Below are 2,701 nucleotides of genomic sequence, written 5' to 3'. Positions count from 1 at the left end.
ACAAAGTCCCAGCAAAGCAAATCCACTCAAACAAGCAGACCAACCACACCACAACACGCCAACACAACCAGCAAAACCAGCCACATCAACTCAAGCAATACCGTTCCCCCATCAACCGGAGCAACTCGAAAAACAATACACACCTTTCAAACAACACGCAAATCCACCAACCCCTCGGTTACCGAGTCGGTCTTGGCCTCCGCGCCAACCCTGGTTGGGCCTATACGCCGCTGCGCCTTCCCGGTGATCCCGCCGCTCGTTGGGGGTCAGAATATCTGCACATCTCTCGTGTTCGTTGCCGGCGTGATGGCCTGTATCTGGTCTCAGCCCCGCGGGTTCGATCACCTCGTCCATTGGGTCGCACCGCGTGCCGGAAAGGGATCGCTTCATCTACTCCTATCCCGTGGCACGAGCTGTGATAGCCTCTTTGGCTCGCCGTGATGTGGGTGGGGTCGACGCAGCATTTCCTCAATCCTCACGTGATGGCAGTGTCCATTGAGACATGGCCGCGCGCTGCGTGCCGTCCGCTGTCATTGGGGTCCCCGGCAATCGCGCCAAGCTGCGGTGGCATCTTCCATCTACCTATCGGTGAGCCGGCTCCATAGGGTTGTCCCGTAGATCACTGCTGCCAAGATCCACTGCACCCCGAGCTAGGTTGAAGCATTCGTCCCTTGCCAGCGGCAATACAGCGATTTGCGCTGCCGGAACGGGCAACCGAACGCCTCGACACATTTTCATACGCTGCGAACACCCAACAATGAGCCATTCTCACCTCGAGACCAGAAGAGCACTGGACTCTTTCCATTATCTAGAATTCACTTTTCAGCTCAATATTCTCGGAGCCGAATTCCTACCCGTTGTCTCCATGCGGGCGCGTGAGACCTCATCCATGAGCCGACGCGAACCCTTGTCTTAGGGACTGCCCTGCCATAGAGCCTGTCGCGTAAGGCAAAAGGGGCCACGACCAGGGAGTTCCGGATGACGCTAGGACCAATCGAGATCTTTGTCATCTCATACCCCCGTGAATCGTTTCGCTGGGGCCATCCTGCCCGAGTTGAGACGATTGGTCGAGCACGAAACAATCACCATTATTGACGGAATGTTCGTCAGCATGGACGCGGCTGGAGTGAAAACGTACTTGGAGTTCGATGAACTGGCGGCAAATGCCGCCGTTGCTCCGGTTACACAACTTCTTGACCGAACTGAAGATCTTATCTCCGATGAGGACGTCAAGGAGTTGAGCACGGGACTCCAACCTAATAGTTCGGCAGCCATTCGCGCTGTCGAGTACACGGGGATGAATCCGCTGCCCACCTCAATCGTTGACGCAGATGGTGTCCTGGTGGAGACCATCCGCGTTCCCGCCACCGCAGTTGAAGAAGTGCTGGCCGCAATATCCCAGTTGGACTGAGAGGGAATAACTATGCGTCGACGAATGGGACGACCCGGACTGATGGGCACGATGGCACGCACAGCAGTCATCGCAGGAACCGCCACAGCAGTGTCCGGAGGAATGCGCAACAGACAGCAAGCTGGCGCCCAGCAGCAAGCCGCAGAGCAGCAAGCGGCAGCAGACTCCAATGCCCAGCTGGCGGACATGCAAGCGCAGATGTCCGCCCTGCAGGCACAACAAACCGTACCTGCAGCACCTGCCAATGACTTGATGTCCCAATTGACGCAGCTCGGTCAGTTGAAATCGGCAGGAGTACTCGACCAAGCCGAGTTCACAGCCGCGAAAACAAAACTTCTCGGGCTTTAAGCTGTTGCGGACGAAGCCGCCCCTTTCATCAGAGGCTTCGGCGGTTTGGATGCTCGACCCAGTGCGCCCAGCATTGACAAGATCGCAGATGAGGAAGCGATGGCTGCCAGGCTTTCAACAGTGAGCATCTCAGGATGGGCCTTGAGCGCCTTTTCGGTTCTCTGCCCGGCAAGACCACCCAGGGGCGGACCACCACGATACTTGCCACGCAACAAGCTACCGCACCGAAGAAATCGGTCGTTACCGGTTGTTTCCTGGGTGCCATGCACTCCCTGCTCATGTGGCCGGCGACCACGTCAATCGTCCCCATATGGCGGGGCAGATAATTCGGATGAGACTCGCGAAGTGATACGGGCATGCGAGAAGGGTCCGGGCATCCTCGCCCATGATCGCCTGCTCCCCCAACAAAATGGAGACACCGCCAGCTTATGGCCCACCCCAACGAAACGAATGAGTGCCCGCTGCAGCATCTCGCAGACAGTCGAATTGTTGGCAACACTGTGGTGGTTCCGTTCGATGTTGACGGAGCCAGCTCCGAGTGCAGCTGCGCCGACCCGAAGATGGTCCGGTTACCGACCCGCCAAACGGCTCGGGATGGGCAGTTGCGGGCACCAAGCCCACTCGCATGTATCTCAGCGACAACCACGCTGGCCTTAGGAGTGCATTCCACCATCGGGTTCTTCACCCGCACTCGATACTCTGGCGTTCATGGTGTGCTTGAGCTTGACGGCGCAGTGGTCGGCAGCGCCAATGTCTATCGCACCGACTCAATCGCCTACCCCCAAATTGACTGGCCAGCCCGGGCCAGCCGGGGTGGTGTGGTTGTTAAATGCAGGGAGGCCCCGCACCTGTTGGTGTGGGGCCTCGACCTGTTTTTGGTGTTGTCCGGCGGTGTCCTACTCTCCCACATCCTCACGAATGCAGTACCATCGGCGCTGTGGG

At 58.1% G+C, this 2,701-nt stretch carries 3 protein-coding genes; all 3 read left to right on the top strand.

Translation table 11 applies throughout. The annotated features are described in order from the left end of the window. Positions 1-1,021: 1,021 nt before the first annotated feature. Positions 1,022-1,411: a DUF6325 family protein gene (locus QMG25_RS20205; RefSeq protein ID WP_283462907.1), complete on the top strand. Its 390-nt coding sequence runs from the start codon at positions 1,022-1,024 to the stop codon at positions 1,409-1,411. 51 nt (positions 1,412-1,462) lie between these two features. Further along, positions 1,463-1,759, top strand: coding sequence for an SHOCT domain-containing protein (locus tag QMG25_RS20200; RefSeq protein ID WP_283462905.1), 297 nt, complete (start codon positions 1,463-1,465; stop codon positions 1,757-1,759). A gap of 713 nt (positions 1,760-2,472) precedes the next feature. After that, the coding region (locus tag QMG25_RS20195; RefSeq protein WP_283462903.1) for a hypothetical protein at positions 2,473-2,701 on the top strand (229 nt) is incomplete at its 3' end.

This window comes from Arthrobacter sp. H35-D1 (assembly GCF_030063185.1).
In the GTDB taxonomy this organism is placed as follows: Bacteria; Actinomycetota; Actinomycetes; order Actinomycetales; family Micrococcaceae; genus Specibacter.
Note: the sequence above shows the minus strand (reverse complement) of the source record. Positions and strands in the feature narration are given on the sequence as shown.

Coding starts and splice junctions, on each gene's coding strand:
- QMG25_RS20200 (WP_283462905.1), top strand. CDS start 1,463: ATGGCACGCACAGCAGTCATCGCAGGAACCGCCACAGCAGTGTCCGGA.